The 12,299-nt window shown below is 69.4% G+C and carries 21 protein-coding genes; 16 read left to right on the forward strand and 5 right to left on the reverse strand.

Features of this window, described 5'->3' with window-relative positions; genetic code table 11:
• The 5 genes from DQW85_RS35645 to DQW85_RS35660 all read left to right on the forward strand — a co-directional run.
• On the forward strand, window positions 1-417 hold a 417-nt coding region (locus DQW85_RS35645; RefSeq protein ID WP_476703626.1), incomplete at its 5' end, for a sigma-70 family RNA polymerase sigma factor family protein.
• A gap of 415 nt (window positions 418-832) precedes the next feature.
• Complete coding sequence (locus tag DQW85_RS35650; RefSeq protein WP_162795645.1) at window positions 833-994, forward strand: GntR family transcriptional regulator; 162 nt, start codon at window positions 833-835, stop codon at window positions 992-994.
• A 45-nt stretch (window positions 995-1,039) separates the two neighbouring features.
• Entirely contained in the window at window positions 1,040-1,390 is a 351-nt protein-coding gene (locus DQW85_RS35655) for a UTRA domain-containing protein (protein ID WP_162795646.1), read from the forward strand.
• A gap of 9 nt (window positions 1,391-1,399) precedes the next feature.
• Window positions 1,400-1,564, forward strand: coding sequence for a hypothetical protein (locus tag DQW85_RS45080; protein ID WP_162795647.1), 165 nt, complete (start codon window positions 1,400-1,402; stop codon window positions 1,562-1,564).
• A gap of 140 nt (window positions 1,565-1,704) precedes the next feature.
• Window positions 1,705-2,349: a DNA alkylation repair protein gene (locus DQW85_RS35660; RefSeq protein WP_205315656.1), complete on the forward strand. Its 645-nt coding sequence runs from the start codon at window positions 1,705-1,707 to the stop codon at window positions 2,347-2,349.
• A gap of 318 nt (window positions 2,350-2,667) precedes the next feature.
• Here DQW85_RS35660 and DQW85_RS35665 read toward each other — a convergent pair whose 3' ends face one another.
• On the reverse strand, window positions 2,668-3,738 hold the full coding sequence (locus DQW85_RS35665; RefSeq protein ID WP_205315654.1) for a flavin-containing monooxygenase: 1,071 nt from the start codon (window positions 3,736-3,738) through the stop codon (window positions 2,668-2,670).
• A gap of 65 nt (window positions 3,739-3,803) precedes the next feature.
• Between DQW85_RS35665 and DQW85_RS35670 the strand changes: the two genes are divergently transcribed.
• On the forward strand, window positions 3,804-4,142 hold the full coding sequence (locus tag DQW85_RS35670) for an ArsR/SmtB family transcription factor (RefSeq protein WP_240197650.1): 339 nt from the start codon (window positions 3,804-3,806) through the stop codon (window positions 4,140-4,142).
• Between the two features lie 19 nt (window positions 4,143-4,161).
• On the opposite strand, the gene DQW85_RS35675 is transcribed toward DQW85_RS35670, so the two are convergent.
• Entirely contained in the window at window positions 4,162-4,749 is a 588-nt protein-coding gene (locus DQW85_RS35675; RefSeq protein WP_113704160.1) for a sigma-70 family RNA polymerase sigma factor, read from the reverse strand.
• 461 nt (window positions 4,750-5,210) lie between these two features.
• On the opposite strand from DQW85_RS35675, the gene DQW85_RS35680 reads away from it, so the two are divergent.
• The 10 genes from DQW85_RS35680 to DQW85_RS35725 all read left to right on the forward strand — a co-directional run bounded on the left by DQW85_RS35680 (window position 5,211) and on the right by DQW85_RS35725 (window position 10,658).
• The gene (locus tag DQW85_RS35680; protein WP_113704161.1) at window positions 5,211-6,611 is read left to right on the forward strand and encodes an FAD-dependent oxidoreductase; all 1,401 of its coding nucleotides are present in this window, start codon (window positions 5,211-5,213) and stop codon (window positions 6,609-6,611) included.
• Between the two features lie 17 nt (window positions 6,612-6,628).
• Entirely contained in the window at window positions 6,629-6,898 is a 270-nt protein-coding gene (locus tag DQW85_RS35685; RefSeq protein WP_113704162.1) for a hypothetical protein, read from the forward strand.
• A complete protein-coding gene (locus DQW85_RS35690) occupies window positions 6,895-8,154 on the forward strand; it encodes an MFS transporter (protein WP_113704163.1) in 1,260 nt (419 codons plus the stop codon). Before DQW85_RS35685 ends, DQW85_RS35690 begins: the two co-directional genes overlap by 4 nt.
• Window positions 8,155-8,159: 5 nt before the next feature.
• Entirely contained in the window at window positions 8,160-8,501 is a 342-nt protein-coding gene (locus tag DQW85_RS35695) for an ArsR/SmtB family transcription factor (protein ID WP_420819208.1), read from the forward strand.
• A gap of 27 nt (window positions 8,502-8,528) precedes the next feature.
• Window positions 8,529-8,828, forward strand: coding sequence for an NAD(P)-binding protein (locus DQW85_RS48355; protein WP_420819207.1), 300 nt, complete (start codon window positions 8,529-8,531; stop codon window positions 8,826-8,828).
• Window positions 8,829-8,870: 42 nt separating this feature from the next.
• Complete coding sequence (locus DQW85_RS35705) at window positions 8,871-9,215, forward strand: hypothetical protein (protein WP_113704165.1); 345 nt, start codon at window positions 8,871-8,873, stop codon at window positions 9,213-9,215.
• A gap of 33 nt (window positions 9,216-9,248) precedes the next feature.
• A complete protein-coding gene (locus DQW85_RS35710; protein ID WP_113704166.1) occupies window positions 9,249-9,446 on the forward strand; it encodes a rhodanese-like domain-containing protein in 198 nt (65 codons plus the stop codon).
• On the forward strand, window positions 9,443-9,889 hold the full coding sequence (locus DQW85_RS35715; RefSeq protein WP_205315655.1) for a MerR family transcriptional regulator: 447 nt from the start codon (window positions 9,443-9,445) through the stop codon (window positions 9,887-9,889). Before DQW85_RS35710 ends, DQW85_RS35715 begins: the two co-directional genes overlap by 4 nt.
• A 4-nt stretch (window positions 9,890-9,893) precedes the next feature.
• Window positions 9,894-10,250 (forward strand): hypothetical protein, encoded by a 357-nt coding sequence (locus DQW85_RS35720; RefSeq protein ID WP_113704167.1) that lies wholly within the window; start codon window positions 9,894-9,896, stop codon window positions 10,248-10,250.
• 75 nt (window positions 10,251-10,325) lie between these two features.
• Window positions 10,326-10,658, forward strand: a complete 333-nt coding sequence (locus DQW85_RS35725; RefSeq protein ID WP_113704168.1) for a YnfA family protein — start codon at window positions 10,326-10,328, stop codon at window positions 10,656-10,658.
• Here the strand turns inward: DQW85_RS35725 and DQW85_RS35730 are convergent.
• From DQW85_RS35730 to DQW85_RS35740, 3 genes are read right to left on the reverse strand one after another with little or no spacing between them, the layout of a single operon-like run.
• A complete protein-coding gene (locus tag DQW85_RS35730) occupies window positions 10,636-11,550 on the reverse strand; it encodes a M56 family metallopeptidase (protein WP_113704169.1) in 915 nt (304 codons plus the stop codon). The two genes, DQW85_RS35725 and DQW85_RS35730, sit on opposite strands and share 23 nt — an antisense overlap.
• On the reverse strand, window positions 11,547-11,918 hold the full coding sequence (locus DQW85_RS35735; protein ID WP_113704170.1) for a BlaI/MecI/CopY family transcriptional regulator: 372 nt from the start codon (window positions 11,916-11,918) through the stop codon (window positions 11,547-11,549). The genes DQW85_RS35730 and DQW85_RS35735 overlap by 4 nt, the downstream gene beginning before the upstream one ends.
• 12 nt (window positions 11,919-11,930) lie before the next feature.
• Window positions 11,931-12,203 (reverse strand): SHOCT domain-containing protein, encoded by a 273-nt coding sequence (locus DQW85_RS35740; protein WP_240197651.1) that lies wholly within the window; start codon window positions 12,201-12,203, stop codon window positions 11,931-11,933.
• Window positions 12,204-12,299 lie beyond the last annotated feature (96 nt).

The raw sequence follows: 12,299 nt of genomic DNA on the forward strand, positions 1-12,299 counted from the left end.
CAGCTCGCCAGCCGCGCCCGCCGCCGAGTGCAGGGAGCCTCAGCGGCCGGCGAACCCGACGTCGCCCGCCACCGCCGGCTCGTCGCGGCTTTCCTGGCTGCCTCACGTGGCGGCGACTTTGACGCACTGGTCGCGCTGCTGGCCTCCGATGCCGTGCTGCGCAGCGACCCCACGGCCGCGCAGTCGGGCGCGGACGCAGCCCGCGGCGCACACGCCGTGGCCCGCAGCTTCGCCGGACGCGCAAAGGCCGCGCGACTGGCCCTCATCGACGGCGCGCCCGGACTGGTGTGGGCCCCGGCCGGACAACCCCGCGTCGTGTTCGGCTTCACCATCACCGACGGGAAGATCACCGCAATCGACATTCTCGCTGACCCCGGTCACCTCGAACGGCTCGACCTGCAGCTCCTGGACGGCTGACGGGAACGCCCGGCCCCTTGCGCACCTGACGCGGCAGGGCCGGCCGGGCAGTTTCTTCCCTGCCGGCCCTGCGCAGGTTGCTGTAGCGCTCACGCTGACCGGGCCATAAGCGAAGTCCGATGCCGGCAATGTCAGCCATCCACTGGCACGCTGGCATGATGGTGAAGATCGCCCGCGCCCCGAGGCACGGATGCGCGACATCGTTGTAAGTTCTCGTTCGAAGTGGCGAGTAATCAGGCGATCTGGCGAAGCACCCTCGCCCTGATGTGGTGCGACGCCCCGGTGAGTGCCTCGATCGTCGCGCGAGCCAGGGTAAGGGCGCTCGACGGCGCTGGCGAACGTCCTGGCCGAATACATGACCAGGTGAGATGGGCGCGGCGAGGCGCGCCGGTCCCCTCCGGCGGCGGTGGGGACCATGACTCTTCAGAGGCGCATCGAGTCGGGAGAGTACTCGCCGGGCACGCTTCTTCCCAGCGAGAACCAGCTCATCCAGGAGTTCAGCGTCTCCCGTCCCACCGTGGTCTCCACCATGCGTGTGCTGCGTGTGCTGCGTGAGCAAGGGGGGATCGAGTCCTAGCAGGGCAAGGGTCGCTTCGTGCCTGGGCGGCCGGCCATGGCCTCTGTGGAACAGAAGCGTCCCCGCCAGGCGTATCTCACTCGGCGAGAGACCGAATCGACGGGTGAGATCGTCGAGGTGGCCGCAGTGGCCGCGCCCAAGCTCCTTGCCGTTCTGTTCGATGTACGGCCCAAGAGCAAGGCGTTCGTACGGCGGCGGCTGACCACGCGTGACGGCGAGCCGACCGAGGTGGTGTCGCTCTGGCTCCCCTTGGAACTGTCCGAAGGGACCGATCTCACCAGCGGTGTGCCGTTGCGCCAGGGTTTCCGTGAGTATCTTCAGGCGCGAAAGGGTGCGCGCTTCGATCACATCGTGGAGCAGATCACTGCCCCTATGCCGTCGGCCGACGAGGTCTAGCAACTGGGAATGCCCAAGAACGTCCCGTTCTTGGGCGTCTTCGGCGCAGTCCGTGATGCCTCCGGCCGACTGCTCGCCGTCGTGGAGGTTCTCCTGCCCGCCGACCGGCACGAGCCGGAGCACGCCTACCCGATCTCGCGAGGAACGACGACCACCTGTCCGTCATCCTCGTAGATGATTCCTGCCGGGGTCCGCCGATTCGAGGCGTACGATCCACGCCATGAGCCTTCCGTCGTAGGCTGCACCTCGCACGTGATGGACAGGAGGCTGAGGTGGCCGAGACGACGCTGACCGCGACGATGGTGGCCGAGGTGATGGCCGAGCTGGCCGAGCTCGAGGACCCGAAGACACGTGAGGTGAACGAGAAACACGGTGACGATCACGGTGTGAACCTCAGCAAGCTGCGCGCGCTCGCGAAGCGGCTGAAGACGCAGCAGGAACTCGCGCGCCAGCTCTGGGCGACGGATGACACCGCGGCGAGACTGCTGGCGATCCTGATCTGCCGCCCGAAAGCGTTCGAGCGTGACGAGTTGGACATCATGTTGCGCGAGGCGCGCACACCCAAGGTGCACGACTGGCTCGTGAACTATGTGGTGAAGAAGAACCCGCACTCCGAAGAGCTGCGCCTGGCCTGGTCCGCCGATCCGGATCCAGTCGTCGCCAGTGCCGGCTGGGCGCTGACCGCCGAACGCGTATCGAAGAAGCCCGAGTGCCTCGACCTCGCAGGACTGCTCGACGTCATCGAGGCGGAGATGAAAGGCGCCCCGGATCGCCTGCAGTGGGCGATGAACCACTGCCTGGCTCAGATCGGGATCGAGCACGCCGAGCACCGCGCCCGTGCAATCGACATCGGTGAGCGCCTGGAGGTGCTCAAGGACTACCCGACTTCCCCGGGCTGCACATCTCCGTTCGCGCCCATCTGGATCACCGAGATGGTGCGCCGACAGCACGATAAGTAGGAAGGTCCGCGCTCACGCTCGTGCCGCTACTCCCTCATCACGCTTCCCCGATACGGACCGGCCGTGCAGGGCCTCACGTCGCCTACGCCTGGAGAGCACGCCGGGCCCGCCCGAGTCGATTGAAGCGACCTGGCCACTGGCGCCGTGGTGCAGACGTGTGACCAAGCGTCGACACGCTTTCTCAGGGGGTAATGCGAGGATCGCCAGGTATCCGCGCACCTATGTTGGTTGGCATACAGGGTGTCTCGTCCGACTCTGGCCATCCCGAGTGAAAGAGGGTCACGTGAACCCTTAAAGCTTTCGGATCGCCGTCCATCCCTACACGCTCGCTGGCGAGCGGCGTAGGTCAAGGTGGCTCTTCAGCTTGCGGACCAGGTAGCGGGCGTCGCGACCGACTCCGCGCAGGGTGTTGGAGGCCGGATTGCGCTGCCATTCCAGGCCGAGGAAACCAAGTCCGGGATGGGTGGTGGACAGGCCCCGATCATGGCGCGGGTAGCCGTTGTCATCGAGGGCACCGAGCCCGTCCAGGTAGGTCAGGTTCGGCCGGTATCCGGTGGCAAGCAGCACCACGTCAATGGGTTCGCGGACGCCGTGGGGCCACACGACCGCCTCGCCGTCGAAGTGGGTGAACATCGGGCGTCGTTCCAAGCGGCCGTCCCGCAGCGCCTGGCGGTAGATGCCCGCGTCCAGGACCGGGCTGGTGGGCGGGCTGCTGACCAGCCGGGCGGGGAGCCGGTCGAAGCCAGTGACGTTGAACCAGAAGTGCACGTCCTTGCCCAGCGGGCGCTGCTCGAGGAAGCGGACCGGCTCCCTGCTGGCCAGCGTCACCGTGGCGATCTTCGCGAGCTCGTAGGCGATCTGGACGGCGGAGTTGCCGGCGCCGACCACGATGACTCGCTTGCCCGCGTACGGCTGGGGGCTGGTGTAGGCAGCGGTGTGCAGAATCTGACCGGTGAAGTCGGCCTGGCCTGGTAGGAGGGGCAGGTGGGGGTTGTCGAAGGAGCCGCTGGCGGCGATCACGCCCGGCGCGGTCAGGACGGTGCCTTCGGTCAGCCGTACCGTGAAGCCCTCCTCGCTGCTCTCCACGGCGACGACGCGGGCGCCGGTACGGATCTCGGCGCCCAGGCGGGAGAGCTCGCGGGCGTAGCGGGCCAGGTAGGCCACGACCTCGTCGCGGTGCGAGTAGCGGTCTGGATCGCCGGGAAAGGCCATGCCGGGCAGCGAGCTGTAGCGGGCAGGAGAGAACAGCGTGAGGCTGTCGTAGTAGCGCGACCACGAGCCGGTGGCCTGATCTGTCGCTTCCAGCAGCAGCGGAGTCAGACCGACATCCAGCAAGTTGCGAGCAGCGGCCAGGCCGGACTGGCCGCCACCGATGACGATGATGTCCATGACGCCGAATCGTATCGTCATATCCAGAAAACACAATATGATGGAGGCGGGGTGATGCTATGACCATGGCGACGAATGCGATCGAGCTGAGCGACGAGGCTCGCGGCTTGCTCAAGGCGCTGGCCAGCGAGACCCGTCAGCAGATCATGGCTCTGTTCGTCGGCGGTATGGAGCTGACCGTCAACGAGGTCGCCGAGCGCATGTCACTGGCCCAGTCGGCCACCTCCACCCAACTGGCGACTTTGCGGGACGGCGGGGTCTTGACCTCCCGGCGGGAATGGAAGACGGTCTACTATCGCGCCGACCCGGCCCGCATCGGCAAGGCGCTGTCGGACCTGCAGATCAGCCTCAACGCCTGCTGCTCGCCGCCTCCCGAGGAGGCGCCCAGCCGCGGGTGCGAGTGAGGGGCCGAGTTGGCCGCGGTCAATCCCGGCAGGCGCATGGACACGGCCCCTCCGCCTGCACCTCCCGCACACCGCCGCGAACGTCCATCGCGATCATGCAGCAATCGGTGAGCAGTTCGCGCAGCCGACTGCGGGCGCGCTGGACGCGTGATTTCATTCCGGACACCGAGATGCCTGCCCGGCGAGCGGCTTCGACCTGGGTCAGCCCCTCGTAGTCCACCAGCGTGATGGCTTGACGGTCACGCTCAGGCAATCGCCGCAGCAAGGGCGCCAGGCACCCGGTCAGCGCGGACATGGGAGGATGATCGTCCACCTGTGAGTCCTCGGGTTGCCAGGCACGTTCCGCGACCAGGCGAACGTGCAGGTTCCCAGCGCGGGCCAGCGCGCGCCGATGGTCGACGACGGCATTGCGCGTCATCTGATAGATCCAGGCCTCCAGCCTCTGCTCATCACGCAGCCCACCGATCCCTTTGCCGATCTTGATGAACACCTCCTGGACGATGTCCTCGGCGTCCTGTGGGGTGTCCACGCGGGAGGCGACGAAGGCGAGCAGCCGTTCGCGCATGGCATGCCATGCCTCGACCAGGTCATCAGTCCGTGTCGGCACCGGGCCGAACTCCTTTCGCGCAAAGCCGGAGGGGCCGAAGCCCCTCCGGCCGGGTTACTGGCAGCCGCAGGTGCTTGCCGTCGCGGCTTCAGCGGTTTCGGTCGCCTCGCCGGCCTGAGCAGCGTCGCAGCAGGCGGCCTTGGCCTCGGGCGGGCAACAGGTGGCCTGAGCCTCGGGTGTGCAGCAGTTCGTCATGATCGCCCCTCTCGGATGTTGGTGAACGTGTCGCAGAGGTAGACGCCGCTCATCGACGAAGGACGCAGCCACTCCTCCTCATTGTTTAGATGAGAGTCTAATTTGACAAGCTTCAAAGTCCTGTTGCAGACTCGGCCCTACTTAGACGAACTTCTATCTGAGGAGTTGCGGTGCTCGCAGGTCTGCGACGCCGCATGCCGCGTCCTCGGCGTCGTCGAGCGCGCCCGTACCCACAACCTGACGCTTCGTTGAACCTGGAGACCTCCATGAGTGCTGGTTGCTGCGGCCCCGCCGCCATCGAGATCGAGCAGACGTCCACCCAGTCCAGCCCGGCAGACCTCCCCGTCGTGGTGATCGGCGCAGGCCCGGTCGGCCTGGCCGCCGCCGCACATCTGGCCGAACGCGGCGTCGGCTTCCTCGTCCTGGAGGGCGGTCTGCAGGCCGGCGCCTCCATCGCCCAGTGGGGCCACGTGCGGGTCTTCAGCCCGTGGAAGTACGACATCGACGCCGCCGCCCGCCGCCTGCTCGAGGCCGACGGCTGGATCGCGCCCGACCCCGACTGGCTCCCCACCGGCGCCGAACTCATCACCGACTACCTCGCCCCGCTGGCCAAGCTCCTGGGCGACCGCCTGCGCACTGGCGCCAAGGTGAGTGCGATCAGCCGGCTGGGCTACGACCGCGTCCGCACCGAGGGCCGCGAGCAGGCGCCGTTCTTGATCCGCCTGGACGACGGCAGCGAGTTGCAGGCCCGCACCGTCATCGATGCCTCCGGCACCTACCTCAGCCCCAACGTGCTCGGCGCCAGTGGCCTGCCCGCCCACGGCGAGGAGACGTCCGCCGATCTGATCGACCACGCCCTGCCCGACGTCCTCGGCGCCGACCGTGACCGCTACGAGGGCCGGCGGGTCCTGGTCGTCGGCGCAGGCCACTCGGCCGCCACCACTCTACTGGCCCTCGCCCAACTGGACGATACCCCGATCACCTGGGCAATCCGTGCGGGCACCGCCAGCCGCGCCTACGGCGGCGGCGACGCCGACGCTCTGCCGGCTCGCGGCGCGCTCGGCACCCGCCTGCACGCCCTCGTCACCTCCGGCCGCGTCCAGCTCATGACCGGCTTCTTCACCCACCGCGTACACGCCACCGGCCAGGGATTGGAGGTGATCAGCCGAGACCCGTCCGGCGTCGAGCAGTCGGTCACCGTGGACCGGATCGTCAGCGCGACCGGCTACCGCCCCGACCACTCCATCGCGTCCGAACTGCGGCTGGACCTGGACCCGATCCTCGGCTCCACCCGCGAGCTCGCACCGCTCATCGACCCCAACGAACACTCCTGCGGCACCGTCCCACCGCACGGCGTCGACGAGCTGGCCCACCCCGAGCCCGGCTACTACGCCATCGGCGTCAAGAGCTACGGCCGCGCCCCGACCTTCCTCATGGCAACCGGCTACGAGCAGGCCCGCTCCGTCGTCGCCGCGGTGGCCGGCGACTGGGAGGCCGCCCGGGACGTCCAGTTGGAACTGCCCGAGACCGGCGTGTGCTCCTCCTCCCTGGCCGAAGCCCAGGAGCAGCGCGTCGGCCTGGCCACCGGCATCAGCGGCGGCCTGCTGTCCACCCCGCTACCGTTCGCCACCGTCTCCGCCTCCAGCGGCGGAAGCTGCTGCGGCTGACCTGCGAGAGGTGGAACGTGTCCGAGGGATACCCCACGGCGGCGAAGAAGGAAGCCCTGCGCATCGTCTGCGACACCGAGCCGATCCCCATCGACAGGCTGGCGGACGAACTCCTCGCCACCCGTCGCCCCAGCTCCAACCCCGGCTACCCCCGGGCCATCACCCGCATGGCCGGAACCCTGGCCTGGCGGCTCCACGCCCAAGGCTTCATAGCCGAGGCCGCCGGCCGCTCGGAGTCGACGGCAGACGGTCGCGACCTGATCGCCAGCGCAGGCAGGGACAAGTGAGCTCAACAGCAGATGCCGCCGCTCCCACCATCGGAAGCGGCGGCGGGTCCCGTTTCACCCATGGTCGGCGCATCCTTACCGCCCTGGCCATCACCCAGACCGTCGGCTACGGCGTCCTCTACTACGCCTTCTCCGTCCTCCTCATCCCCCTTCAGCGTGACCTGGCCGTCGGCAGTACTCAGGTGGCCGCAGCCCTCACCCTGGCCGTGCTGACCACCGCGCTGTGCGCGCCCCTGGTCGGCCGCTGGCTCGACGCTCACGGCGGCCGTACCCTCATGACGGCGGGCTCGGTGCTCGGCACGCTGGCCGTGCTCGCCTGGTCGCGCGTGGAGACGCTGCCCCAGCTGTACGGCGTCTTCCTCGCCATCGGCATCGCCTCGGCCATGGTGCTGTACGAGCCGGCCTTCGCCGTCATCGTCAGCTGGTTCGACGGTCACGGCAGGGCCAATGCGCTCCTCGCGCTCACCATCGTCGCCGGGTTCGCCTCCTCCATCTTCCTGCCGCTCACTGGCCTGCTGGTCGAGCAGTACGGCTGGCGTCGAACGCTGGTCATCCTGGCCATCGGCTACGGGCTGCCGGCGATCCCGCTCCATGCCCTGGTCCTGCGCCGCCCCGCCGGCCATGCCTCCACCACCAAGGCCGCCACCCATACCGATGTGGTCAAGGCCGCCGTCCGCGCACGGCCGTTCTGGCTGCTGGCGACCGCATTCACCGCACACGGTGGCGCGGCGGCCACCGTCGCCGTGCTGCTGGTCACCTACCTCGTCCACCTCGGCCACACGCCGGTCTTCGCCGCCACCGTCGCGGGGCTGCTCGGCGTGCTGTCGGTGACCGGCCGCCTGGTCACCACGGGGCTGCGCCGCCGCTGGCCTGCCGCGTCCGTGGCGGCCGCCATCTTCGCCCTCCAAGGCGCGGGCGCGTTGCTACTGCCCCTGATCGGCGCCACGGCATCGGGGGCGATCGCGTGCGTGCTGCTGTTCGGGATCGGCTTCGGCGTCGGCACCATCACCCTGCCCCACCTGCTCGTCGAGCAGTACGGCACCGCCATCTATGCCAGCCTGTCTGGACGCATCGCCATGTTCTCCGTCGCCGACAAGGCATTGGCCCCACTCGGGGCTGTGGCTGTGGCTCAAGCCGCCGGATACTCCTGGGTGATGGCAGCCGTCGCCGCAGCATGCATGGTCGCCGCGTTCGCGCTGGCCGTCTACCGACGTCTATCATTTAGACAACTGTCAAAACAGGAGGAGTCGTCGTGACCGCCATCGCAGGAACGTGCTGCTCCCCCATCGCACGCGAACCGCTGTCGGAGACCGACGCCGCCGAGTTGGCCGCGCTCCTGAAGGCTGTCGCCGACCCGGTACGGCTGCGCCTGCTGTCCATGATCGGCTCGCACCCAGGCGGCGAGGCCTGCGTCTGCGACCTGACCGATGCCTTCGAGCTGACCGCACCCACCATCTCTCACCACCTGAAAGTCCTGCGTACGGCCGGGCTGATCGGTAGCGAGCGCCGTGGCACCTGGGTCTACTACTGGATCATCCCGCAGCAGGTGGCCCGGCTCGGTGAGCTGTTCACCCCGTTGGCCGAACCCGCCGTCACCGGATGAGGCGCGCGGTCGACGTCCTGGTCATCGGTGGAGGCCATTGCCGGGCTGGCGGCGGGCTACTACCTGCGCCGCGCACGAACCGACTTCGTCATCCTCGACGCCGCGGAGCAACCGGGCGGAGCCTGGCAGCACGCATGGGACTCCCTGAGGTTGTTCTCGCCCGCTCCCTACCGCTCACTGCCCGGCAGGATGATGCCGCAGCCGGCCGGAGGCGGCTGCCCGAGAGCTGCCCATGCTGTCGCCTATCGGCCTCCGAGGAGGATGAGTGCAGAAACTAGCGGTAGGCCCTCGAGGAGGATCGGATCGGATTTCGACGCTACGGCTTGAGGGCTTGCATCCGGTACCTAGGTACAGGTTTACCGTCGAGGTATGACACAGAACATCCCCCTTGACCAGGAATGGGTGCCTTCGGCGTGCACGCTTCCCACCGCCGAGCAGCCGCTGCGGGTGGCCGAGTTCGACGCCCTGTTCGCCGACGTGGTGCAGGCGGTGGCGCGGCCGGATCGCACGCGGCTGCGGCTGGAGCTCGTCTTCAGCCCCGACAATGCCGCGCGGGCCGCTGAGCTGACGGGGCGGGAGAACGGCTGCTGCTCGTTCTTCACCTTCACCCTCACCATCGCCGATGGCAGCCTGGCGCTGGAGGTGGCGGTGCCGCTGGAGCAGGTCAGGGTGCTGGATGCGCTGCAGTCGCGCGCCGGTGCGGCCTCGGGGTGAAGCGGCCGCGCTAGACCCCTGGAGAGGAATGTGATGGACCGCGTCACGCGTGAGGACCTGCTCGCACTGCTGGAGCGTGGGGCCGTGCGGCTGGTGGAGGCGCTGCCGGACGACGCCTTCGCCGCCGAGCACATCCCCGGCGCGCGCAACGTGCCCGGGCAGCTGTCGGCCGAGGCCCTGCCGGCCTTCGAGGGCAGCCGCGTGGCCGTCGCGGTCGGGCGGCCGACGTGAAGCAGGACATCGATGGACCGTACTTGCGCAGCGGGCAGGTGGCCGAGCGGGCCGGGGTCAATCTGCAGACGTTGCGCTACTACGAGCGCCGCGGGCTGATCGCCGAACCGCGGCGCAGTCCCGGCGGGCACCGCGCCTACCCCCCCGAGACCGTCACTCTGCTCACGGTGATCAAAGCCGCCCAGCGGCTCGGCTTCACCCTCGAGGAGGTGGCCGAGCTGATCGACACCGGCCGGCGCGGTCACCCCACCCCGGACTTGCGCGCCCGCGCCCAGGCCAAGATCGCCGAGGTGGACGCGCGGATCGCCGACCTGACCACCATCCGCACCGCGCTGACCCAGGTGGTCGCCGCCGGCTGCGACAGCCTGACCCACTGCACCTGCCCTGACTGCCCGCTTCCGTTCACCGACCTGGCCGCAGGCCGCACCCCCGAGGAGAGCTGACCACGTGAGCAGCCACCACGACTACAGTGCAACCACCCGGCCCCCCGTCACGGTGCCCCTCATTGAATCTGACGGCGCGCCAGACGAGCGCACGCCGGACGATGGCGGGCCGCCGCGGCGTAGCAAGGTCATCGCCTTGGCGGTGCTGGCGTGCGCGGTCTGCTGCGCCCTGCCGCTGCTGATCGGGGCTGGGTTGCTCACCGGCGCTGGTGCCGCACTGGCCGAACAGACCCTGCTCGCCATCGCCGGCGTGCTGATCGCCGCCGCCGCGGGCATGTGGTGGCTGCACCGCCGGCGCACCGCCCGGTTGGCGGCCGCCGGGGGACGTTGCGGCTGCGGCGGGAGCGGATGCGGATGCTGACCACCCGCCACACACTGGAGCAACCGCGGCGGTGACCAGACGGCCCTGCCACCGGGATGCGCTGTACTACCAGCCATGACGATCCTCCGTTCCCTGTTCTTGTTCGCCCTGGCCGCGCTCGCCGAGATCGGCGGAGCGTGGCTGGTCTGGCAGGGCGTACGCGAGCAGCGCGGCCTGGCCTGGATCGGTGCCGGTGTCATCGCGCTGGGCCTGTACGGGTTCGTGGCCACGCTGCAGCCGGATGCGAACTTCGGCCGCGTCCTGGCCGCCTACGGCGGCGTCTTCGTCGCAGGCTCGCTGGCGTGGGGCATGGCCGTCGACGGGTTCCGGCCCGATCGCTGGGATGTCATCGGCGCGCTGATCTGCCTGGCCGGCGTCCTGATGATCATGTACGCGCCGCGCGGGTGAGCCGAAGGCTGGCCTTCAGAAATGAATGGTAGGCCCACGGGGAGGATCGGACAGGTTTCGGTGGTTGCCCGACCTGGTGATCATGCCCCGCGCTAGACCAGGCCGACGCTCTGCCGGCCGTCATTGCCAGAACCCGCGAGCCCGAGTGAGCTGCGGCGCTTACGAGACGCCGATGGACAGGCTGGCGATGGCGCGCAGCGGTGGCGTGGACGGCGTCGTCGTCGGCCACCAGTTCGGTAAGCCGGTCGATCTCCTGCTCGGCCGTGGCGAACAGGGCGACGAACGGGAAGGCGCGCCGCAGTCCTCGGGCGGTGGCGGTGAGCACGTGGTGGCGGCCGTGCAGGTGGGCCCGTTCGTGGGCGAGCACCGCTGCCAGCCGCCGCTCGTCCAGGGCGGCCAGCGTCGAGGTGCTCAGCACGATCGGGCCGCCGCGCAGGCAATAGGCGATGGCCGCGCCGTGGTCGACCACCAGCACGCCGAGCCGCTCGTCGCGGCGGGCCACCATGCGCAGCACGGCCAGGTGCCGGCGCCGCTCGCGCCAGGTGCGGATCAGTTCCGCGCCGAGGCTGTAGGTCAGCCGCGCCGTGATCGCGGCAGAGGCCAGCAGGGCGGCCGTGATGGCCAGCCCACCCTGCGGGGTGGCGTAGGAGTCGCGCAGCATCATCACGCACGCGTTCAGCGCACGGGCCAGATCGGCGCCCCAAGCGCTGGCGGGCACCGCCACTGACAGTCCGGCCAGCACCACCGCGGCGACCACCGCGATGCTGAGCGACTGCCAGGCCATGATGCCCTGCCGCGGCGCCCGATGCACCCACGAGGCCCGCTGCAGCGCCGCAGGTGCTACCGCGGCCAGCACGAGCGCGTAGGCCGTCAGCAGCACCGCGGCGGTCATGGCTCCGGCTCGCCGGACTTGGCGGCCGCCAGCGCGGCTCGCAGCTCGTCGATCTCGGCCTGGTCCATCCGCTCGACGAAGCGTGCCAGCGCGGCGGCCCGGTCGGGGCTGGCCTGCAGGGCGCTGGCCATCAGGCCAGCTGTGTAGTCTTCCCGGCTGGCCTTGGCCCAGTAGCGGTAGCCGCGCCCCTGAAGCTCGCGCTCCACCCAGTCCTTGCGGTACAGGATGTCCATCACCGTCTGCACGGTGGTGAAGGCCGGTTCCCGGTCCGGGCGCAGCCGGGCCAGGACCTCGCGCACCGGCAACGGCCCGTCGGCGCCCCACATCACGTCCATGATCGCGGCCTCCAGCTCACCGAATCTGCGCACCGCGCCTCTCCTTCACGATTCCAGGTCCACCTTGCGCTGCAGGAACTCCTCACGCTCGATCTCGCCGGCCACGTACCGGCGGCGCAACTCCTCCTGCGCGGCGTCGACCGGCAACTGCTGGTTGCCCTTGGCGGTGGTGGTCAAGGAACGCACCACCCACACTGTCGCGGCCGCTACCAGCGCGAGCACGGCCAACGTGCCCACGACCCACAAGAGCGTGGCGGCACCCATCGCGCCCATATCGCACATCATGGCCACCCCCGGGAGCTCGTGTAACCCTTCCACCTAAGCTCCATAGGCCAATCTAATCCGAAAATCGGAGAGCAAGCATGCAGACGGCAGCCAACCCCGGCGGACGACGGTGCGTCGGGGTGGGTGATC

The organism is Nonomuraea lactucae, assembly GCF_003313395.1.
Classification (GTDB): domain Bacteria; phylum Actinomycetota; class Actinomycetes; order Streptosporangiales; family Streptosporangiaceae; genus Nonomuraea; species Nonomuraea lactucae.